The organism is Lachnoanaerobaculum saburreum DSM 3986, from assembly GCF_000185385.1.
GTDB lineage: Bacteria > Bacillota > Clostridia > Lachnospirales > Lachnospiraceae > Lachnoanaerobaculum > Lachnoanaerobaculum saburreum.
On the sequence record NZ_GL622296.1, the window covers coordinates 1,333,722 to 1,354,300 of the forward strand.

Sequence of the window (20,579 nt, forward strand, 5' to 3'; positions counted from 1 at the left end):
TTATCAGAAAGTCTATTGACTAAAAAGGAGGGATTCTCTTATGAAGGTTTATGAAACTAAACAAATTCGTAATGTTGCATTACTTGGTCATGGAGGCTCGGGTAAGACTACAGTGGCAGAGGCTATGAGCTTTGTAGCGGGAAATATTTCCAAGATGGGAAGTATTTCAAGTGGAAATACCATAAGCGATTATGACAAAGAAGAAATAAAAAGAGGTTTTTCCATAAGTACTTCTTTGGTTCCGGTTGAATATGAGGGTGATTCCGGAAGTATAAAGATAAATCTTTTGGATACTCCGGGATATTTTGACTTTGTAGGTGAGGTTGAAGAAGCTGTATCAGCTGCAGATGCCGCCGTTATTGTAGTCAACTGTAAAGCAGGAATCGAGGTAGGCACCATAAAGGCATGGGAGCTTTGTGAGGAATACGGATTACCCAGAATATTCTTTGTAACAAATATGGATGATGACAAAGCAAGCTATCGTGAACTGCTTTTAAAGCTTGAGACACGTTTTGGAAGAAAAGTGGCACCTTTCCACCTTCCAATCAGAGAGAATGAGAAGTTCGTAGGATTTGTAAATGTTGTAAAGATGAAAGGCAGAAGATTTACACATCTGTCAGATTATGTTGAGTGTGAGATACCTGATTATGTAGAGGCAAACCTTAAGATTGCAAGAGAGGCACTTATGGAGGCTGTTGCCGAGACCAGTGAAGAGTATATGGAAAGATATCTTTCAGGTGAAGGCTTCAGTGATGAAGAGATTTCGGGAGCACTCAAGGACAATATTTGCAACGGAGATATAGTGCCTGTTATGATGGGTTCAGGAATCGATGCACAAGGATTTAAGGCACTTATGATGGCTATTGAAAAGTATTTCCCGTCACCGGATTTTAAGGAATGTGTAGGTGTGGATGTAAGCAACGGCGAACATTTCACAGCAAAGTATAATAAAGATGTATCACTGTCTGCAAGAGTATTTAAGACAATAGTTGACCCGTTTATCGGAAAATATTCACTGGTTAAGGTATGCACAGGCACACTTAAGCCGGACAGTGTTATCTACAATGTAGGCAAAGAAACGGAAGAAAAGTCGGGCAAGATATATGTGCTTAGGGGTAAGAGCGCTATAGAGGTACCTGAGCTTATAGCAGGTGATATCGGTGCTATGGCAAAACTTAGTGTTACAACTACAGGAGATACCATTGCATTAAAGAGCGCCCCTATACTGTATCATGGTCCGAAGATTTCATCACCATATACATGTATGAGATATAAAATAGCTAATAAGGGTGAAGAGGATAAGCTTTCTTCAGGTCTGTCAAAGCTTATGGAAGAGGATTTAACTCTAAAGCAGGTCAATGATACTGCAAACAGACAGACTCTTATATATGGAATAGGTGATCAGCAACTTGAAATTATAGTAAGCAAACTTTTAGATAGATATAAGGTAAAGATAGAGCTTTCAAGACCTAAGATAGCTTTTAAAGAGACTATCAGACAAAAGGTGGAGGCAGCAGGCAGATATAAGAAACAGTCAGGCGGACATGGGCAATTCGGAGATGTAAAGATGAGTTTTGAGCCTTCAGGAGATCTTGAAAAGCCGTATATATTTGAAGAGACCGTATTTGGAGGTTCGGTACCGAAGAACTACTTCCCGGCAGTTGAAAAGGGTATTGCAGAGTGCTGTGTTAAGGGACCTTTGGCGGCATATCCTGTAGTAGGTGTTAAGGCGGTACTTTTAGACGGTTCATATCATCCGGTAGACTCATCCGAGATGGCATTTAAGATGGCGGCAACTATAGCATTTAAGGACGGATTTATGAAGGCCGCTCCCGTATTGTTGGAGCCGATATATACATTAAGTGTAGTGGTACCTGATAAGTTTACAGGTGATGTTATGGGTGATCTGAATAAGAGACGCGGCAGAGTGCTGGGTATGGAGTCTATTAACCATGGCAAGCAGATTATAAAGGCGGATGTGCCTATGCTTGAGTTATATGGATACAATACGGATCTTCGTTCTATGACAGGAGGTATGGGAGTATTCAGTTATGAGTTTGCCAGATATGAGCAGACACCGGGTGATATACAAAAGAAAGAAGTGGAAGCCAGAGCCGGTAAACTTGACGGTGATGCGGAGTAAAGAATATGAAGCATTAATGTAAGAATTCTTACTATAATGTTACGGATTAAATAAAACACTTGATTTTTTTTAAATATAGCGATATATTACTTTCAACAAAATAAAGTTTATACAAAAGGAGATATCATTCATGCGTTTATCAAACATTAAAAAAGGTATGTTAGCAGTGGGATTAACATTTGGTTTAGTTTCAGGTAGTATCGTGGCTTTTGCTGAGCCTTCACAGATTATTATACCTGGCAAGACTTTAGTTACTCCAAATACAAAAAGAGCTACAGGATCTAATTCAACACCTTCTATAGCAACTCGTTCAAATACAAGTTCAAGAAGCAGATCTTCAAGCAGCTCAGGCTCAGGCTCCTCAAACAGAGGTGGAGCAGCAAAGCCTGTTACAACAGCACCGGGTGCAAACAATATAGCTCCAAACGGAAGCTCAAATAACTCTAATACAGCTAATATGAACACTACAAGAAACGTAGGTCCTACAGGTCCTAACGGTAGCGGTTCAACAAAGGGAGATGCTACAGGAGCTAAGCGTGGTAAATTAAACGTTCCAAAGACAGCAGATGCTTCAGCAATGGGACTTTATGCCGCATTACTTGGTCTTTCAGCAGCAGGTGGCGCTTATGTAGTAGCTACAAAGAAGAAAGAAGATTAATTAAAGATTATTTAATAAAGATTATTTAAGTTTGATTATATTGATTATAACTTATAGTGTACAAGCGTTTTAGACAGGTTTTACAACCTGTCTTTTTATTTTGCTCAAGTTTATCTGTTTCTTATAAAAAACATGGAATTGCTAAATAAATAACGACCTTACCTTTATTTTATTTTTTAAATATAGTAAAATATGCTTGCTCAAAGGATAGTTATATCGGTTGCGGTTTATATATCTTAGTGTTTGCAACCGGTATACTGTCTGTAAACAAAGGATTTATTTAGTGGAGGAATATTGTGAGAGGTGTTGAAACAAGAATTCAGGAAATAAGGCACAGAATCTTTAGGGAAGTTGCCAGAATGGCATATCACACAGAATGGCCTGTGGATAAGAGAATAGAGGAACTTCCGTATAAGATAATTCCGGGTGAGGTTGGAAATTTTAGAAATAATGTTTTCTTGGAGAGAGCTATAGTCGGAGAAAGGTTACGACTTGCAATGGGATTGCCTTATAGAAGTGCAGCAAATCATGCTCCGCTTTCTGAGGGCATAGAGCAGGCTGATAAAGCTGAAACATACTATACACCACCATTGATCAATATTATAAAATTTGCTTGTCATGGATGTGTGGAAAAGAGAGTCTATGTAACCAACGGTTGTCAAGGCTGTTTGGCACATCCATGTGCCGAGGTATGTCCTACCGGTGCGGTAAAGATTGATAAGGAGAGCGGGTTTTCAAGTATCAATCAGGAAAAATGTATTAAATGCGGCAGATGTGCAAATGTATGTGCATATAATGCGATTATAATACAGACAAGACCATGTGCGGCTTCATGTGGTATGGATGCTATTTCTTCCGATGAAAACGGCAAGGCGGATATTGACTATGATAAATGTGTATCTTGTGGTCAATGTCTTGTAAACTGTCCGTTTGGAGCTATTTCCGACAAGTCACAGATTTTCCAGACTATCAGAGCCATCCAGTCCGGAGAGAGAGTATATGCTGCAATTGCTCCGGCATTTGTAGGTCAGTTCGGACCTAAGGTTACTCCGGGAAAGCTTCGTGCAGCTATGAAGGCACTTGGATTTGCGGATGTATTTGAAGTTGCAATAGGTGCAGACCTCTGTGCAACTCAAGAGGCTGAGGATTTCCTTACCGAGGTTCCTGAAAAACTGCCGTTTATGGGTACATCATGTTGTCCTTCATGGGCATTGATGGCAAAGAAAGTTTTCCCGGATCAGGCAAATTGTATATCAATGGCACTGACACCTATGACACTGACAGCCAGACTTATAAAAAAACATCATCCTGACGGAAAGGTTGTATTTATAGGACCATGTTCGGCAAAGAAGCTTGAGGCTATGTGGACAGAGGTCAGAAGTGAGGTGGACTTTGTATTGACATTTGAGGAGATGGCGGGAATTTTTGATGCCAAGCATATAGATATTGAAAACCTTGAGGAAGATCCGAACGGTGTCAATGACGCTTCCACATCCGGAAGGAACTTTGCTGTAGCGGGAGGTGTTGCAAAGGCTGTTGTAGGTGTTATAAAGAAACAGTATCCTGACAGAGAAGTTAAGGTTATGAATGCGGAAGGACTGGTTGACTGTAGAAAGATGGTCATGATGGCAAAGGCGGGAAAGTATCCTGGATATCTTCTTGAGGGTATGGCTTGTCCCGGAGGTTGTGTTGCAGGACCGGGAACAATGCAAAATATAAAGAAGTCACAGGGTGCGGTAAACCAGTATGCCGCAAAAGCAAGCCATGCGATAGCAAGTGAAACAGAATCTGTAAAAGAGCTTGATAAATTAGTTGAATAAAATTAAAACTATTAGCACTTGAGTTACTTGAGTGCTAATTTTTGTTGACATTTGTATTTTGTCGGTTATAATAGATATATCAGGCAAATGGGAAACATTTGCTAATTTATTTGAGAGGTGATTATATGAAGAAGGGAAATTTATCAATAAACAGTGAAAATATTTTTCCGATTATAAAAAAATGGCTGTATTCAGATCATGATATATTTGTAAGAGAGTTAATATCAAATGCAACAGATGCAATAACAAAGCTTAAGAAGTTAAGTCTTGCAGGTGAGTTTACAAAGCCTCAGGATGAGAAGTATAAGATTGAGGTAGAGATCAGCCCAAAGCAAAAGATTATACGCTTTAGTGACAACGGTATCGGTATGACTGAGGAAGAAGTGGAAAAATATATAAATCAAATCGCTTTTTCAGGTGCGGTTGATTTTATAGAAAAGTATAAGGATAAAGCAAATGAAGAACAGATAATAGGTCATTTCGGCCTTGGATTTTATTCCGCATTTATGGTAGCGGATAAAGTAAGTATTGATACTTTATCATATAAAGAAGGCTCAAAGCCGGTTCACTGGGAAAGTGACGGCGGACTTGAGTTTGAAATGGGTGAGGGAGAAAAAAGCACAAGGGGAACAACCGTTACACTCTATCTCAATGAGAACTGTCATGAATTTGCAAATGAGTTTAGAGTAAGAGAAGTTTTGAATAAGTACTGTTCCTTTATGCCTGAAGAGATTTTTCTAAAGGATATTGATGCGGATGCGGCCACACAGATAATAGAAAGTTCAGAGCTTTTAGACAGTGATACAGTAATAGAGAATATTATAGAGCCGGCAAAGACTGAGGAAAAGGAAAAAGAGAACGGAACCAAGGAAGTTGTGGAAGTGGAACCTGCAAAGGAAAAGGTGAAGATAGTAAAGCGTCCTGTTCCAATCAATGATATACATCCGCTTTGGACAAAGCATCCTAATGAATGCAGCAATGAAGAGTATATTGAGTTCTATAGAAAAGTGTTTATGGATTATAAGGAACCGCTTTTTTGGATTCATTTAAATATGGACTACCCGTTCAATCTAAAGGGTATACTCTACTTCCCGAAGATAAACAGTGAGTATGACTCTATAGAGGGTACTATAAAGCTCTATAACAATCAGGTATTTATAGCCGATAATATAAAAGAGGTTATTCCTGAGTTCTTACTGTTACTTAAGGGAGTAATAGACAGTGCGGATATTCCGCTGAATGTATCAAGGTCGGCGCTGCAAAATGACGGTTCTGTAAGGAAGATTTCAGAGTACATTGCAAAGAAGGTGGCAGATAAACTTTCAGGAATGTGTAAGACTGAAAGAGATAAGTATGAGAAGTATTGGGATGATATAGCTCCGTTTATAAAATACGGCTATCTAAAGGATGAGAAGTTCGGTAAAAAGGTGGAGGACTATATTTTATTCAAAAATATAAACGACAAATATCTTACACTTAATGAACTTATTGAAGAAAGTAAGTCCGGTGAGTCTGAGAATGAAAAAGATTCTGTAGATAAAAAATCCGATACTGATGAAAGTAAGGTGGAAGATAAGGAAGAGTCAAAGACGGATATCTTCTATGTCAATGATGTAAAAGAGCAGAGCCAGTATGTAAATATATTCAAATCTGCCGGTAAGGATGCGGTGGTGCTTCCACACAGTATTGATGTGCCTTTTATATCAACTCTTGAAATGAAGAGAGGAGATGTAAAATTCCTTAGAATTGACTCGGATGTCAGCGATGATATGAGAAGTGAAGATATAAGTGAGGAATCAAAGAAGGCTTATGATGAGCTATGTGAGAAGGTAAAGAGCGCACTTCACAATGACAAGCTTAAGGTATCTGTACAGCTTCTAAAAAATGATGAGATCTCTTCTGTTATTACGGTATCTGAAGAGAGCAGAAGAATGCAGGAGATGATGAAGCAGTACGGTATGATGGGAACGGACCTTTCTATGTTCGGAGGTGAAGGTGAAACATTGGTGCTTAATGCAAATCATCCGCTTGTAAAAGAGTTATTATCAGACAGTCACAAAGAGTATTTTGATATGATTTGTGAGCAACTTTATGATATGGCTTCAATATCACACAGTCCTCTTTCGCCTGAGAGAATGTCGGCATTTATAAAGAGAAGCAATGAGCTTATGTTGAAGCTTAAATAAAAAATGGGTTGTCACAAATGTGGCAACCCATTTTTAAAAATAACACTTATTCAATACCTACCATTACTGAAGTGGCTTTAATAACAGCATATGCCTCTTTACCTACAGAAAGTTCAAGCTCTTCCACAGCATTTTTTGAGATTGTAGAAGAAACCGCACCAAGTTTTGTATCAAGAGTTACCATATCGTTCACAGCACCTTCCTGAATGTTTTTTACAGTACCTTTGAATTTATTTCTTGCAGATATCTTTGGAAGCTCTGTTGCAATCATAACTTCAGTAGCCTTGATAACGGCTATTGCCTCAACTCCCTTTTTAAGCTCTAATTCCTTGATGGCATTCATTGAAATAGTAGATGAAACAACCTCACCGTTTACTTCAATTGAAACGATACCGTTTACAGCACCTTCATTAACATTGGTAACAATCCCTTTGAATTGATTTCTTGCACTTAATTTCATTTTGTCAAACCTCTTGTAAAATAATTTACATAAAGCATGTGGCTTTATGTATTTAAAGATTCTACCATATAGCGGTAAAATATCAAGCTGTTTTATAAAAACACCCGGATAAAAGTAACGCACATTTTACTTATACTTGACTTATATAGGCTATATAATTATAATGAATGTAGTTTTTAAAACTACATTAAACGGAGTTAAAAAATATGACATATAGATTGATTGGGGACAGTTGTACCGATTTGGATGATAATCTGAAGAAGGATGAGAATATAAGCATTGTTCCGCTCACACTTGAAATCGGGGATTACAGTGTTATAGATGATGATAAATTTGACCAAAAAGACTTTATAAGAAGGATGGCCCGGTCTAAGGCGGGTGCAAAGAGTGCCTGTCCTTCGCCTGAGGCTTTCAAAGAGGCTATGGAATGTGATGTGGACATGGTGTTTGTGGTAACACTTTCAGAACACTTAAGCGGGAGTTATCAAAGTGCAGAGATTGGAAAGAAACTTTTTGAAGAGGAGCATGATCACAAGGATATTTTGGTGCTTTCTTCAAAGTCGGCTTCGGCAGGGCAGTACAGACTGATGTTGGAACTTGATAAACTGTGTAAGCAGGGACTTGGATTTGCTGAGATTTCAAAGAGAATCACAAAACTTAGAGATGAGATGAAGACATACTTTGTTATTGAGACTCTTGATACATTGAGGAAAAACGGAAGACTTTCAGCGGTAACCGCATTTATAGCATCAGCACTCAATATAAAACCTATAATGGGTGCAACGGACGGTGTAATAATAAAAAAGGATCAACAAAGAGGTATGCAAAAGGCACTTGCAAAGATGGTTGAGATAGCTGTAGAAGAAGCGGGAGATAACGCAAATGATAAGACGGTTTGTATAACACATATAAATAATCCGGAGAGAGGAGAATATGTTGCAAAGCTTTTTTGTGAGTCTGACAAGTTTAAAGATATAAAGATTGTAAACGGTGCGGGAGTTGCAACAATGTATGCAGGTGACGGAGGTATAGTCATTGCTGTAGGATAAATTAAAAAGTACACAATAATAAATTGTGTACTTTTTTTGATTTTATGATAAACTAATTTTAGAAAACATAGATTTGTTTAAGATTTGTTTTACTAATACTTGGTGAGGTGATTATGAATTTACTTGAAACAAAGTATGCATTAGAGAGTAAAGGTCAGGAAATATTGGGAAAATTATATACTAGGGAGGGAGTTAAGAATAATTTAAAAAGATATGAAAATGTTTTACAGGGATTTGTAAGAGAGTTCGGCAAAAAAGATGTTAAACTGTTCTCGTCTCCGGGAAGAACGGAGATTTCCGGAAATCATACAGATCATAACAACGGCAAAGTACTTGGCGGAAGCATCAATCTTGACTGTATAGCCGCCGCAACTTATAATGATTCAAACTTTGTAAATATTGTAAGTGAATCATTTTCACAAAAGTTTAAGATAGATATAAATGATATAGCACCGGGAATGGAAAAAGCAGGTACAACAGAGTTATTAAAAGGTATTTTGGCAGGCTTTAAAGAAAGAAAAGCCGATATAGGCGGATTTGATGCATATATTACAAGCAATGTTATTTCAAGTGCAGGTGTAAGTTCATCAGCCGCTTTTGAAACTCTTATATGTCAGATAATAAATACATTGTTCAATGACGGAAAGCTCTCAAAGACAGATTATGCATATATAGGAAAGTATGCGGAGAATCACTACTGGGATAAGGCAAGCGGACTCTTAGATCAGATGTGCTGTGCCTATGGGGGGCTTATAAGTATTGACTTTAAAAATCCTGATATGCCTAAGGTTAATGAGATAGATTTTGACTTTGGAGCTGCAAAACATGATCTTATTATAGTTCAGACAGGAAGAGGTCACGCGGATCTTTCGGCAGACTATTCATCTATACCGGCAGAGATGAAGAAAGTGGCGGAGTACTTTAACAAAAAGACATTGTCAGAGGTGGATGAAAAGGAATTTTATAATAATCTACCGAAACTAAGAGAGTATGCCGGCGACAGAGCGGTGCTTAGAAGTATACATTTTTTTGATGAAAATAAGAGAGTGGAAAATGAGGTAAAGGCATTGATAAATAATGACTTTGATACCTTTTTAAAGAATATTACAGACAGCGGCAATTCATCATGGAAATATCTTCAGAATGTATATACAAATGCCGCACCGAACGAACAGGGTATCACTGTAGCACTTGCACTTTCAGAGAGATTTTTGAAAGAGAAAAATGTAGGTGCAACCAGAGTACATGGTGGAGGATTTGCAGGAGTTATCATGGCGATGGTGCCGGAAAAGTACAGTGATGAGTATGTTGCGTATATGGATAAGTTCTTAGGTGAGGGTTCTTCATATAAGATGAAGATAAGACCATACGGTTCTGTTTGTTTGAATGATTTTATTTAAGGAGGATAAATATTGGAAAAACAATATTCGGTAGCATGTTTGATAGTGGGAATACTAAGTTGTGTATTATGTTGTATGTGCCTTGGATTTCCGCTTGGAATAGCGGGGGTGGTATTGTTTATACTGTCCACAAGAAACGGTAACGGAACGGAAACTAAGGCGGCAGTGGGTTTGGCACTTTCTATAGTAGGATTTGTACTTTCAATAATTACTGCAATATATTTAGCTGCCTATATTATGGATTCGTATGACAGCGACTATAGATATTATGATAATGACAGTATATTTGACTATTTTGATTATGACAATGACTCACTTGACTATTACAATGATTACTACAGTTTGCCTTACAAATATGATGAAGGTGTTTTTGACTATGATGGAAGTAATGGAATTAATGAATTTTAAAATATAAAGGATAAGCGTATGAAATGCCCGTTTTGCCAAGCACAGGATACCAAGGTGATTGACTCCAGGCCGGCTGATGACAATTCTTCAATAAAGAGAAGAAGACAGTGTGAGAGCTGTAACAAGAGATTTACCACATATGAAAAGCTTGAGACAATACCTCTTATGGTAATAAAAAAGGATGAATCCAGAGAAAATTTTGACAGATCAAAGATAGAAGCAGGAATCATACAAAGTTGCCATAAGAGACCTGTATCCACTGCGGAAATAAAAAAGACTGTAGATGATATTGAAAATCAAATCTATGCAATGGAAGTAAGTGAGATACCTACAAAAACTATAGGTGAACTTGTGATGGAAAGACTGAAAGATCTGGATGAGGTCGCCTATGTGAGATTTGCATCTGTATATAGAGAGTTTAAAGATGTAAGTACTTTTATGGATGAAATCACAAAGTTATTAAAGAAATGATATTTATGAATAAACTTTTTCCAAGATTGTATAAAAAAGATATATATGATATAGATTACAAAGGGCTGTATGACAGAGGTTTCAGAGCAATACTTTTTGATATAGATAATACCTTGACCACACATGGAACAAAGGCGGACAGTTCAAATGTTGCTTTTTTTAAGAACTTAAGAGATATAGGCTTTAAGACCTGCCTTATATCAAATAATAAAGAAGAAAGAGTATTGCCTTTTGCACAGACGGTGGACTCTCCATATATTTATAAGGCAAATAAGCCTTCAAAAAGAGGATACAAAAAAGCTATGGAGTTGCTTGAGGTAAAAGATACTCAGACCGCTTTTGTAGGAGATCAGATTTTTACAGATATCTGGGGAGCAAACAGTGCGGGAGTTTATTCTATACTTGTAGATCCTATAAGTCCGAAAGAGGAAATACAGATAGTTTTGAAAAGATATCTTGAAAGAATTGTATTGTTCTTTTATAAAAGAGCTGTAGAAAAAAGGAAAAATTATGATTAGTGCAAGTACAGGTGTATATGGTATTGTGGGAAATCCGATAGAACACAGTTTGTCACCGATCTTACAAAATGCTCTGGCAAAAGAGATGAATATCGATATGAGCTATATGGCATTTCATGTGAAAGAGAATATAAAAGAGGCGACAGACGGTGCTTATCTGCTTGGAATAAGGGGATTAAATGTCACTATTCCGTTTAAAAAGGATATGTTAAATATAGTAAAGGATATAGATGAGAGAGCAAAAAAAATCGGAGCTGTAAACACCTTATTAAAGACGGAAGAAGGATATAAGGGATATAATACCGACATTCTGGGATTAAAATACAGTATAGAAAATAACGGGTTAAGTATCAAAGATAAAAATGTGATACTGCTCGGTGCAGGCGGTGCGGCCAAGTCGGCACTTTATCTGGCGGTGGAAGAAAAAGCCAAGTCCATTACTGTAATAAACAGGAATGTTGACAGAGCAAATGAACTGAAAAAAGAGGTTTGTGATACTTTTAAATATATATCAGTCATTGCATTGGACGAACTGAAGCAAAATATAAGTCTTTTAGAGTATGACAATTACTTTGTATTTCAAACTACTGATGTAGGTATGTATCCGAATGTAGATAAATGTATAATAGAAATTGACGAGTTCTATAAAAAATGTGATTGCGGTATCGATCTTATCTATACACCTTTTGAGACAAAATTTATTAAAAATATGCGTAATGCAGATAAAAAATGTATTAACGGACTTGATATGCTTATATTACAGGGAGTTGCAAGCTTTGAGATATGGAACAATGTTAAGGTAAATAAAAATATAATACAAAAAGTAAGGCTTTTGCTTGTAGAAAAGTTAAGAGAGAGAATGAAATGAAAATTTTAGTGATAAACGGTGTAAATATGAACTTTCTCGGTATTAGAAATAGGGAAGTCTATGGAAACAAGGACTACAATTATCTTATACAGATGATTGAAGAAAAGGCAAGAGAACTTAAAGTGGATGTGGAGTGCTTTCAAAGTAATCATGAGGGGGCGATAGTTGATAAACTTCAAGATGCATATTTTGAAAAGGTAGAAGGAATAGTGATAAATCCGGCAGCTTTCACACATACAAGTGTGGCAATAAGAGATGCACTTGAGAGTCTTGATTGTATAAAGATAGAAGTACATATATCAAATATCTCCGAGAGAGAAGAGTTTAGGCATAGGTCTCTTACACAACCTGTATGTAGCGGACAGATAGCGGGACTTGGACTTGACGGATACACTTTGGCTATGGAGTATATAGTAAAGAATGCCTGTCGGCAGTAAATTTTTGCTTGATTTGAATTAAAAATTGTTATAGAATAGCGTGAGTATCGCATGAAAGTTTAGGAGGAGATATAAATGGTTTCAGCAGGTGATTTTAAAAATGGTTTGACATTGGAGATTGAGGAAGGTCAGGTCTTTCAGATACTTGAGTTTCAACATGTTAAGCCGGGAAAGGGAGCCGCATTCGTTCGTACAAAGATTAAGAATGTAATCACAGGTAGCGTTGTTGAGAGAACTTTCCGACCTACTGAGAAATTCCCACAGGCAAGAATAGACAGAGCCGATATGCAGTATTTGTATGCAGACGGTGATATGTACAACTTTATGAATGTAGAAACGTTTGACCAGATAGCGCTTAATAAGGACAAGGTCGGGGATGCATTAAAGTTTGTAAAAGAGAATGAAATGGTTAAGATATGTTCATTCAACGGCAATGTATTTTCTGTAGAGCCGCCGCTGTTTGTAGAGTTGGAGATTACAGATACCGAGCCGGGATTTGCCGGAAATACGGCACAGGGTGCGACCAAGCCGGCTACAGTTGAGACAGGTGCAACTGTATATGTTCCGTTGTTTGTAAATCTTGGTGATAAGATTAAGATTGATACAAGAACAGGTGAGTATCTGTCAAGAGTTTAACGGTTTAATGTTTGACGGTCTTAGGACCGTCCTTTTTTGTAATATTTAAGCCGGACAGCTTTAATAAAGATTTTTGAGAATATTAAGATAAATAAGTGGAGAAGTATGAAGACAATTATAGAGTTGATTTCAGATGAACTTAAATTTGCTTTTGCAAAATTGTATGATGATGACAAGTATGGCAAGGTCAATATTTCAAACAGACCTGACCTCTGTGAGTATCAGTGTAACGGTGCAATGGCGGCAGCCAAGGTATTTAAGAAAAAACCGATTGATATTGCAAATGAGGTTGTAGAACTGCTAAGAGAAAGTGACAGTTTTGATAAAATTGAGGCTGTTATGCCGGGATTTATAAATATAAATATCAGCAATTCCTTTATAGAAAAATATATTAAGGATATGTCAAATGCACCGAAGTATGGAATAGAGTTTGACAGTCCGGCAAAGAAAATCATCATTGACTATGGCGGTGCAAATGTAGCAAAACCGCTTCATATAGGACATCTGCGTTCTGCAATCATTGGTGAGAGCTTAAAGAGAATGGGCAGGTTTTTCGGCAATGGAATGATTGCGGATGTACATCTTGGCGACTGGGGACTTCAAATAGGACTTATAATAGAAGAACTTAGAGAAAGAAAGCCTGATCTTGTGTATTTCAAGGAAAATTATGATGGCGAATTCCCAAAAGAGGCACCATTTACATTGAATGATTTGGAAGAATTATATCCGGCGGCATCAAAAAAATCAAAGGTGGATGAAGGCTTTAGGCAAAGGGCGCAGGAAGCCACATTGGAGCTTCAAAACGGCTACAAACCGTATAGAGCTATATGGCGGCATATTATGAATCTGTCTATAGAGGATTTGAAAAAAAATTACGGTTCATTACTTGTAGACTTTGATCTTTGGAAGGGTGAGTCGGATGCGGATCCTTATATTCCGGATCTGATAAAAGATCTTGAGGATAGAAAAATAGCCAGAGTTTCAGAGGGTGCATTGGTAGTAGACATAGCAATGGATGGAGATAAGAAAGAATTGCCGCCTTGTATTATCAGAAAGTCTGACGGTGCGGCACTTTATGCAACATCAGACCTCGGTACACTGATTGAAAGAGAAAAATTGTATTCACCTGACGAGTATATCTATATAGCCGATAAGAGACAGGAGCTTCACTATACACAGTTTTTCAGAGTTGCAAAAATAGCAGGTATTGTACCGGATAACCATTTGCTTAAGTATATAGGTTTCGGTACAATTAACGGAAAGGACGGAAAGCCTCTAAAGACCAGAGACGGTGGAGTGGTTCGTCTGGAAACTGTTATAAAAGATATTGAAGATGCGGTTTTTGCAAAGATAAAAGAAACCAGAGATGAAGTGTCAGATGAAGAAGCAAGAAATACGGCAAAGATTGTAGGGCTTGCCGCTATAAAATATGCGGATCTCAGCAATCAGGCTGCAAAAGATTATATATTCGATATTGACAGATTTACATCATTTGAAGGAAATACAGGACCGTATATTCTCTATACAATTGTAAGAATAAAGTCTATTCTTGAAAAATATTATGAGAGCGGTAATGAGAAGGTAAGTCTGAATGATTTGACAATTCCAAAAGAGGATATTCATAAAAAGCTTTATATGGAACTTGCAGGATATAATGAGATTATGAGGGCGGCATGGACTGAGCTTGCTCCGCATAAAATATGTCAGTTTATATATTCGGTTTCAAATACATTTAACTCATTCTATCATGAGATAAAGATACTCTCGGAAAGTGATGAGGAAAAGAAGAAAGGTTACCTTGCTACAATTCTTTTGACAAAAAAGATACTTGAATCTGCTATAAACTTACTTGGAATAGAGGCACCGGATAAGATGTAATTAATAAGGACTATCGCTTTAAGGAAAGATTTCGGCGATAGTTTTTTATTTATCAAAAAAATATTTTTGCTATATTATTTTTATTTAGATTGAAATTATCTGTATAAAATTATAGACTTAGTGTAGCATAGTAAAGAAGTGATATATAGATTTATGTTACATAATATTTTGTAATAGATACATCTGCCATATAATTTTGAAAAATGTATGCAAAAAAATGCAATATAAATTCTTGTAAATCGTCTTTAAGTTTGTACAAATGTGGTATAATAAAGAAAAATGAGGGTGAGAAAATGCTTTAGACGGCAGTATACCAAATAACTAAGAATTTGTGCTTGTTTCTTGGTTTATTTGTGTTTTAAGAGAGTATGGTTCGCTTTAACAATTTGCTTATAAGTTGACATTATTTATGCTGCTTTGAATTTACATTTTATTTACCTGAATAAGAAGAGGAGAAAAATATGGGATTAGCTACATTTATCGGTGGTGTGCATCCGTATGAAGGTAAAGAACTTTCGATGGAACACCCTATAACAGTGCTGCAACCAAAGGGTAGCGAGATGGTTTTTCCGCTGGTTCAACATATCGGTGCACCGGCAAAGCCTTTGGTAGCTGCCGGAGATGAAGTACTGGTCGGACAAATCATTGCAGAGGCGGGTGGATTTATTTCAGCCAATGTAGTAAGCTCGGTGTCCGGAAAAGTTAAAAAAATTGAGCCAAGAAGGGTTGCAAACGGTTCAATGGTGAATTCTATTATCATTGAGGATGATAAAGAATACCGCACTGTAGAGGGTTTTGGAGAAAGAAAAGATTATACCAAGCTTTCCAAGGACGAAATCAGGAATATAGTGAAAGAGGCAGGTATAGTAGGTCTTGGCGGTGCAGGTTTCCCTACACATGTAAAGCTTTCACCAAAGAATGAAAATGAGATTGATTATATCATTGTAAACGGTGCGGAATGTGAGCCGTATCTTACAAGTGACTATAGACTTATGATGGAAGAACCTGAAAAAATAATCGGAGGACTGAAGATCATACTTCAGCTTTTTCCAAATGCAAAGGGGATTATCGGCATTGAGAACAATAAGCCGAAAGCTGTTGAAAAGCTGAGAGAACTTGTAAAAAACGAGTCTAAGATAGAGGTGGTGGAGCTTTATACAAAGTATCCGCAAGGCGGTGAGCGTTCACTTATTTATGCATGTACAGGCAGAAAGTTAAATTCAAGCAAGTTGCCGGCAGATGTGGGTTGCATAGTAGACAATACAGATACTGTTATTTCTATCTATAATGCGGTGGCAAAATCAACACCGCTTATCAGAAGAATTGTTACTATAACAGGTGATGCCGTTACAACACCGCAAAACTTTAAGGTTAGAACAGGTATGAACTATCAGGAACTTATAGAGGCGGCAGGCGGCTTTAAGAAAGAACCCAGAAAGGTGCTTTCAGGCGGTCCTATGATGGGTCAGGCACTGTTTACACTTGATATACCTGTTACCAAGGCATCTTCTTCTATAACAACATTTATAAATGATGAAGTGGAAGATAATCCTGAAACACCTTGCATCAAATGCGGAAGATGTATTGATGCCTGTCCAAGTTTTCTTGTTCCGGTACTTATGATGGAAAAGGCATTGGCGGATGATACACAAGGCTTTGAGAAATTAAACGGTATGGAATGTGTGGAATGTGGTTCATGTGCCTATGTATGTCCGGCAAAGAGGCCTCTTACACAAGGATTTAAATATATGCGTCAGGCTGTGGCGGCAAAGAGAAGAGCCGCAGCGGCAAAAAAGGAGGTGAAATGATGGCAGGTAAATTTAATGTTTCATCATCTCCTCATGTAAGAGATAATTCATCTACCGCTGTTATCATGAAGGATGTTTGTATTGCAATGATTCCGACATTGGCTTTCGGATGTTTTCAATTCGGCATATCTGCACTTATAGTTGTTATATGTACGGTTCTTGCATGTGTACTTTCTGAATATTTATATGAGAAACTTATGAATAAACCTATAACTATAGGGGATTTTTCTGCCGTAGTTACAGGACTTATATTAGCCCTCAATATGCCGCCACAGATTCCTGTATGGATGCCGGTACTTGGAGGTATATTTGCAATAATTGTTGTAAAACAGCTCTATGGCGGACTTGGACAGAACTTTATGAATCCGGCACTGGCTGCCAGATGCTTTTTACTTATATCATTTGCAGGAGCTATGACAAATTTCAGCTCTGCGGCACTTAAGTTTGATTCAACATCAACACCTACACCGCTTGGATTTTTAAGAGCTAACGGTATAAAAATAGCACTTGATCAGTACAATCTTTTAAATATTTTTCTTGGTAGAATACCCGGAACAATAGGAGAGGTTTCAACTGTTGCACTTCTTATAGGTGCCCTTTACCTTGTGGTAAGAAAAGTTATTTCTCTTAGAATACCTCTTATATATATTGCAACAGTAGCCGTATTTGTATTTATCTTCGGCGACCACAATTCTACAACAGTACTTTACCATGTGCTTAGCGGCGGACTTATCTTCGGTGCGTTCTTTATGGCAACGGACTATGTAAGCACTCCTGTCACAAAGACGGGACAGGTTTATTTTGCTGTATTTATAGGCATATTGACAGGACTGTTCAGACTTTTCGGAGGTAATGCGGAGGGAGTTTCCTATGCAATTATCATCGGAAATATAGTTGCACCTCTACTTGAGAAGGCGACATTACCGAAGGCATTCGGAAGGGAGGCAAAGAAAGCATGAAAAAGCAATCAGGATTTATAAAAGATGCGATTATTTTATTTGCTATAACTCTTATTTCAGGTCTGATACTTGGCTTTGTATATGATATTACAAAAGCACCTATAGCTGCGGCTGCAAAGGCCGCAAAGAATGAAGCTTATGCGGTGGTATTCCCGGAAGCAAAGGACTTTGAGGCAAACGATGCCGAAACATCAAAAATTGCAGAGACTGCAGATGAAATATTAGGTAAGGGCTTCGGTCATGTAAATATTGATGAAGTTGTGGATGCAAAGGATGAATCGGGAAACAATGTCGGCAGGGTTATCACAACTACATCAAAAGACGGCTACAACGGTACGGTTCAGCTCTCTGTAGGTATAAAATCTGACGGTACGGTAGTAGGAATTACATTCCTTACACTGGCTGAGACACCCGGACTTGGTATGAGAGCGGGTGAAAAGGATTTTTACTCTCAGTTTGCAAATAAGAATACAAAAGAGTTTAAGCTTGTAAAGGGAAGTGCAGGCGGTGATAATGAAATCTCTGCTATAAGCGGTTCCACTATCACAAGCAGTGCTGTTACAAATGCTGTCAATGCGGCACTTTACTTTAATTCAATACTGGAATAAGGAGGAAATATGGACAAGAGTTTAGAACGTTTCTATAACGGTGTATTCAAAGAAAATCCTACCTTTGTTCTGATGCTGGGTATGTGTCCTACACTTGCAGTTACTACATCTGTAGTCAATGCTATAGGTATGGGACTTTCTACAACAGCCGTTTTGATGTTTTCAAATTTGATTATCTCTGCAATGAGAAATATAATACCTGACAGAGTGAGAATACCTGCATTTATAGTTATCGTTGCATCTTTGGTTACAGTGGTACAGCTTTTAATGCAGGGCTATACATCTGAACTTTATAAGTCACTGGGTATCTATATACCGCTTATAGTTGTTAACTGTATTATACTTGGTAGAGCTGAAAGTTATGCATCAAAGAATCCGGCAATCCCGTCATTTTTTGACGGACTTGGAATGGGTTTCGGATTCACAATTTCACTCTCATGTATAGGATTTGTAAGAGAGCTTATAGGTGGAGGTACTTTCTTAAAAGGAATTTTACCGGCGGCGGATTTTCCGAACGGTATAGTAATTATTCCTGACGGATATAGAATTTCCATATTTGTACTTGCCCCGGGTGCATTCTTTGTGCTTGCACTGCTTTCGGCATTGCAAAATCATTTTAAAGCTCCAAGTGCTACAAATACAGGCAATACATCAGAGATGGCATGTGGCGGTAACTGTGCGGCATGCTTTGGTGAGACTAAGCTTGAAAACCATATCACTATTGATAAGGATATTGAAAAGAAAGAACTTGAAGCAAAGAAGAAAAAAGAAGAGGCTCTTGCTAAGGCAAAGGCTGCAAAAGAAAATGCAAATGCAGGGGAGGGTAAATAATGGCTCAACTGATTTTACTTTTGGTTAGTGCGGCACTTGTAAACAATGTAGTGCTTAGCAGATTTTTGGGACTTTGTCCTTTCCTCGGTGTATCAAAGAAGACGGAGACATCTGTAGGTATGGGTGCAGCGGTTATCTTCGTTATCACTCTGTCAAGTATGGCGGCAAGTCTTATATATGCACATATTTTGATACCTCTGCATCTTGAGTATTTGCAGACTATAGTGTTTATTTTGGTTATTGCAGCTTTGGTACAGTTTGTTGAGATGGTTTTGAAGAAAAATATGCCTTCACTGTATGAGGCACTTGGTGTATACCTTCCTCTTATTACAACCAACTGTGCTGTGCTTGGTGTGGCTCTTGACAATGTTGCAAAAGAGTACAATTTTGCACAGAGCTTGGTATATGGTGTCGGTACTGCAAGCGGTTTTGCTTTGGCAATAGTATTACTTTCAGGTGTAAGAGAGAAGATTGAGAACAATGATATTCCTCACACAGTGTCAGGTATGCCTATTGTACTTATTACGGCAGGACTTATGGCTATTGCCTTCACAGGATTCTCAGGACTTATCAAATAGGAGAAAATTTATGAACGGTGTGATTATTGCGGCGACTGTAGTCGGTATAGTCGGTATTCTTATCGGTCTTTTACTGGGAGTTGCCAGTGAGAAGTTTAAAGTAGAGGTAGATGAAAAAGAGATAGCGGTAAGAGAGGCTTTGCCCGGAAATAACTGCGGCGGTTGTGGTTATCCGGGTTGTGACGGTCTTGCAAAGGCTATTGCCGCAGGTGAAGCTCCTGTAAACAAATGCCCTGTAGGAGGACCTCCTGTAGCGGCCGTTATCGGTGAAATCATGGGAGTAAGTGCAGGTGAAGCCGTAAAAGAGGTTGCATTTGTAAAGTGTAAGGGAACTTGTGATAAGACAAAACAAAACTTTACCTACTTCGGTATCACGGATTGTAATTCCGCTATGAATGTTCCGGGTCAGGGCGGCAAAGCCTGTAGCTACGGTTGTATGGGATTCGGCTCATGTGTGAAGGTATGTGAGTTTGATTCTATCCATATAGTAGACGGAATTGCACTTGTAGACAGAGATAAATGTGTTGCCTGCGGTAAATGTGTGGATGCCTGCCCTAAAAAGCTTATTGATTTGGTACCTTATGAGACATTTACATTTGTACACTGCAACTCACAGGATAAAGGTAAGGCTGTTAAGGAAGTATGTGAGGTGGGATGTATCGCATGTACTATGTGTGTAAGGGCTTGTGAAGATGATGCAATCCATATGAACGGAAATGTGGCACTTATAGATTATTCTAAATGTATTAACTGCGGTAAATGTGCCGCTAAATGCCCGACCAAAGTTATTCAGGTTGTAGACGGAAAGCTTGCAATGACGGCATAATAAGGGTACTGACTTAATATCGGATTTTAAGAGAGAA

20 protein-coding genes are annotated in these 20,579 nt (G+C 38.0%); 19 read left to right on the forward strand and 1 reads right to left on the reverse strand.

The window, feature by feature from the left end; translation table 11 throughout:
- The first annotated feature begins 40 nt into the window (after positions 1 to 40).
- The 4 genes from HMPREF0381_RS06280 (at position 41) to htpG (ending at position 6,807) form a co-directional block, all read left to right on the forward strand.
- A complete protein-coding gene (locus tag HMPREF0381_RS06280) occupies positions 41 to 2,143 on the forward strand; it encodes an elongation factor G (RefSeq protein WP_008751084.1) in 2,103 nt (700 codons plus the stop codon).
- A gap of 130 nt (positions 2,144 to 2,273) precedes the next feature.
- The gene (locus tag HMPREF0381_RS06285) at positions 2,274 to 2,801 is read left to right on the forward strand and encodes a sortase B protein-sorting domain-containing protein (protein WP_008751085.1); all 528 of its coding nucleotides are present in this window, start codon (positions 2,274 to 2,276) and stop codon (positions 2,799 to 2,801) included.
- Positions 2,802 to 3,097: 296 nt separating this feature from the next.
- Positions 3,098 to 4,621 carry a 4Fe-4S dicluster domain-containing protein gene (locus HMPREF0381_RS06290; RefSeq protein WP_008751086.1) on the forward strand — a complete coding sequence of 508 codons (1,524 nt, stop codon included), beginning with the start codon at positions 3,098 to 3,100 and terminating at the stop codon, positions 4,619 to 4,621.
- Between the two features lie 125 nt (positions 4,622 to 4,746).
- Positions 4,747 to 6,807 (forward strand): molecular chaperone HtpG, encoded by a 2,061-nt coding sequence (htpG, locus tag HMPREF0381_RS06295; RefSeq protein WP_008751087.1) that lies wholly within the window; start codon positions 4,747 to 4,749, stop codon positions 6,805 to 6,807.
- A gap of 46 nt (positions 6,808 to 6,853) precedes the next feature.
- Here htpG and HMPREF0381_RS06300 read toward each other — a convergent pair whose 3' ends face one another.
- On the reverse strand, positions 6,854 to 7,267 hold the full coding sequence (locus HMPREF0381_RS06300; RefSeq protein WP_008751088.1) for a TOBE domain-containing protein: 414 nt from the start codon (positions 7,265 to 7,267) through the stop codon (positions 6,854 to 6,856).
- Positions 7,268 to 7,473: 206 nt separating this feature from the next.
- Here HMPREF0381_RS06300 and HMPREF0381_RS06305 point away from each other — a divergent pair, with 206 nt between their 5' ends.
- The 15 genes from HMPREF0381_RS06305 (at position 7,474) to HMPREF0381_RS06375 (ending at position 20,542) form a co-directional block, all read left to right on the forward strand.
- Positions 7,474 to 8,316: a DegV family protein gene (locus HMPREF0381_RS06305; RefSeq protein ID WP_008751089.1), complete on the forward strand. Its 843-nt coding sequence runs from the start codon at positions 7,474 to 7,476 to the stop codon at positions 8,314 to 8,316.
- Between the two features lie 113 nt (positions 8,317 to 8,429).
- The gene (locus HMPREF0381_RS06310) at positions 8,430 to 9,716 is read left to right on the forward strand and encodes a galactokinase (protein ID WP_008751090.1); all 1,287 of its coding nucleotides are present in this window, start codon (positions 8,430 to 8,432) and stop codon (positions 9,714 to 9,716) included.
- Positions 9,717 to 9,728: 12 nt separating this feature from the next.
- Positions 9,729 to 10,124, forward strand: coding sequence for a DUF4190 domain-containing protein (locus HMPREF0381_RS06315; RefSeq protein WP_242824399.1), 396 nt, complete (start codon positions 9,729 to 9,731; stop codon positions 10,122 to 10,124).
- An 18-nt stretch (positions 10,125 to 10,142) separates the two neighbouring features.
- Positions 10,143 to 10,595, forward strand: coding sequence for a transcriptional regulator NrdR (nrdR, locus tag HMPREF0381_RS06320; RefSeq protein WP_008751092.1), 453 nt, complete (start codon positions 10,143 to 10,145; stop codon positions 10,593 to 10,595).
- Entirely contained in the window at positions 10,592 to 11,113 is a 522-nt protein-coding gene (locus HMPREF0381_RS06325) for a YqeG family HAD IIIA-type phosphatase (RefSeq protein WP_008751093.1), read from the forward strand. The genes nrdR and HMPREF0381_RS06325 overlap by 4 nt, the downstream gene beginning before the upstream one ends.
- A complete protein-coding gene (gene aroE / locus HMPREF0381_RS06330) occupies positions 11,106 to 11,981 on the forward strand; it encodes a shikimate dehydrogenase (protein ID WP_008751094.1) in 876 nt (291 codons plus the stop codon). Before HMPREF0381_RS06325 ends, aroE begins: the two co-directional genes overlap by 8 nt.
- Positions 11,978 to 12,418, forward strand: a complete 441-nt coding sequence (gene aroQ / locus HMPREF0381_RS06335) for a type II 3-dehydroquinate dehydratase (protein WP_008751095.1) — start codon at positions 11,978 to 11,980, stop codon at positions 12,416 to 12,418. The genes aroE and aroQ overlap by 4 nt, the downstream gene beginning before the upstream one ends.
- Before the next feature lie 75 nt (positions 12,419 to 12,493).
- Positions 12,494 to 13,054 (forward strand): elongation factor P, encoded by a 561-nt coding sequence (efp, locus tag HMPREF0381_RS06340; RefSeq protein WP_008751096.1) that lies wholly within the window; start codon positions 12,494 to 12,496, stop codon positions 13,052 to 13,054.
- Between the two features lie 105 nt (positions 13,055 to 13,159).
- The gene (gene argS, locus HMPREF0381_RS06345) at positions 13,160 to 14,932 is read left to right on the forward strand and encodes an arginine--tRNA ligase (protein WP_008751097.1); all 1,773 of its coding nucleotides are present in this window, start codon (positions 13,160 to 13,162) and stop codon (positions 14,930 to 14,932) included.
- A 461-nt stretch (positions 14,933 to 15,393) separates the two neighbouring features.
- Positions 15,394 to 16,740 (forward strand): electron transport complex subunit RsxC, encoded by a 1,347-nt coding sequence (gene rsxC / locus HMPREF0381_RS06350; protein WP_008751098.1) that lies wholly within the window; start codon positions 15,394 to 15,396, stop codon positions 16,738 to 16,740.
- On the forward strand, positions 16,740 to 17,699 hold the full coding sequence (locus tag HMPREF0381_RS06355; protein ID WP_040461736.1) for an RnfABCDGE type electron transport complex subunit D: 960 nt from the start codon (positions 16,740 to 16,742) through the stop codon (positions 17,697 to 17,699). Before rsxC ends, HMPREF0381_RS06355 begins: the two co-directional genes overlap by 1 nt.
- Positions 17,696 to 18,307 carry an RnfABCDGE type electron transport complex subunit G gene (locus HMPREF0381_RS06360; RefSeq protein ID WP_008751100.1) on the forward strand — a complete coding sequence of 204 codons (612 nt, stop codon included), beginning with the start codon at positions 17,696 to 17,698 and terminating at the stop codon, positions 18,305 to 18,307. Before HMPREF0381_RS06355 ends, HMPREF0381_RS06360 begins: the two co-directional genes overlap by 4 nt.
- A 9-nt stretch (positions 18,308 to 18,316) precedes the next feature.
- Complete coding sequence (gene rsxE, locus HMPREF0381_RS06365) at positions 18,317 to 19,138, forward strand: electron transport complex subunit RsxE (RefSeq protein WP_008751101.1); 822 nt, start codon at positions 18,317 to 18,319, stop codon at positions 19,136 to 19,138.
- Entirely contained in the window at positions 19,138 to 19,716 is a 579-nt protein-coding gene (rsxA, locus tag HMPREF0381_RS06370; protein ID WP_008751102.1) for an electron transport complex subunit RsxA, read from the forward strand. Before rsxE ends, rsxA begins: the two co-directional genes overlap by 1 nt.
- Before the next feature lie 10 nt (positions 19,717 to 19,726).
- Positions 19,727 to 20,542 (forward strand): RnfABCDGE type electron transport complex subunit B, encoded by an 816-nt coding sequence (locus tag HMPREF0381_RS06375; RefSeq protein ID WP_008751103.1) that lies wholly within the window; start codon positions 19,727 to 19,729, stop codon positions 20,540 to 20,542.
- Positions 20,543 to 20,579 lie beyond the last annotated feature (37 nt).

Coding starts and splice junctions, on each gene's coding strand:
- HMPREF0381_RS06310 (WP_008751090.1), top strand. CDS start 8,430: ATGAATTTACTTGAAACAAAGTATGCATTAGAGAGTAAAGGTCAGGAA.
- rsxA (WP_008751102.1), top strand. CDS start 19,138: ATGGCTCAACTGATTTTACTTTTGGTTAGTGCGGCACTTGTAAACAAT.
- htpG (WP_008751087.1), top strand. CDS start 4,747: ATGAAGAAGGGAAATTTATCAATAAACAGTGAAAATATTTTTCCGATT.
- HMPREF0381_RS06325 (WP_008751093.1), top strand. CDS start 10,592: ATGATATTTATGAATAAACTTTTTCCAAGATTGTATAAAAAAGATATA.
- argS (WP_008751097.1), top strand. CDS start 13,160: ATGAAGACAATTATAGAGTTGATTTCAGATGAACTTAAATTTGCTTTT.
- HMPREF0381_RS06355 (WP_040461736.1), top strand. CDS start 16,740: ATGGCAGGTAAATTTAATGTTTCATCATCTCCTCATGTAAGAGATAAT.
- HMPREF0381_RS06305 (WP_008751089.1), top strand. CDS start 7,474: ATGACATATAGATTGATTGGGGACAGTTGTACCGATTTGGATGATAAT.
- HMPREF0381_RS06285 (WP_008751085.1), top strand. CDS start 2,274: ATGCGTTTATCAAACATTAAAAAAGGTATGTTAGCAGTGGGATTAACA.
- HMPREF0381_RS06280 (WP_008751084.1), top strand. CDS start 41: ATGAAGGTTTATGAAACTAAACAAATTCGTAATGTTGCATTACTTGGT.
- rsxC (WP_008751098.1), top strand. CDS start 15,394: ATGGGATTAGCTACATTTATCGGTGGTGTGCATCCGTATGAAGGTAAA.
- aroQ (WP_008751095.1), top strand. CDS start 11,978: ATGAAAATTTTAGTGATAAACGGTGTAAATATGAACTTTCTCGGTATT.
- efp (WP_008751096.1), top strand. CDS start 12,494: ATGGTTTCAGCAGGTGATTTTAAAAATGGTTTGACATTGGAGATTGAG.
- rsxE (WP_008751101.1), top strand. CDS start 18,317: ATGGACAAGAGTTTAGAACGTTTCTATAACGGTGTATTCAAAGAAAAT.
- HMPREF0381_RS06360 (WP_008751100.1), top strand. CDS start 17,696: ATGAAAAAGCAATCAGGATTTATAAAAGATGCGATTATTTTATTTGCT.
- HMPREF0381_RS06375 (WP_008751103.1), top strand. CDS start 19,727: ATGAACGGTGTGATTATTGCGGCGACTGTAGTCGGTATAGTCGGTATT.
- nrdR (WP_008751092.1), top strand. CDS start 10,143: ATGAAATGCCCGTTTTGCCAAGCACAGGATACCAAGGTGATTGACTCC.
- HMPREF0381_RS06300 (WP_008751088.1), bottom strand. CDS start 7,267: ATGAAATTAAGTGCAAGAAATCAATTCAAAGGGATTGTTACCAATGTT.
- aroE (WP_008751094.1), top strand. CDS start 11,106: ATGATTAGTGCAAGTACAGGTGTATATGGTATTGTGGGAAATCCGATA.